This window comes from Rhizobium sp. SVR5-9E (assembly GCF_056755095.1).
The window spans coordinates 1-271 of sequence record NZ_JBNDHS010000419.1 but is presented as its reverse complement, the minus strand read 5'-3'; the positions used below and the strand labels follow the sequence as shown (position 1 = coordinate 271).

1 protein-coding gene is annotated in these 271 nt (G+C 58.3%); it reads right to left on the bottom strand.

Features of this window, described 5'->3' with window-relative positions:
• Window positions 1-271 (bottom strand): TIM-barrel domain-containing protein (locus ACPYOJ_RS35445; RefSeq protein ID WP_481420401.1); only part of this gene is annotated, 271 nt, incomplete at both ends.

Sequence of the window (271 nt, the reverse complement as noted above, 5' to 3'; positions counted from 1 at the left end):
ATGTACGGGTTAATCCACACGCAAACCTTCAGCCCTTTCTCCTTCAGGCGGCGGATCATCCCTTCCGGATCCGGGAAGGTCACCGGGTCCCACTCAAAATCACACCACTGGACGGCCTTCATCCAGAAGCAGTCGAAGTGGAAGACATGCAGCGGCAGGTCGCGCTCCGCCATGCCATCAATAAAGCTGTTCACCGTGGCTTCATCGTAGTTAGTGGTAAACGAAGTCGTGAGCCACAGGCCGAAGGACCATGCCGGGGGCAGTGCCGGGC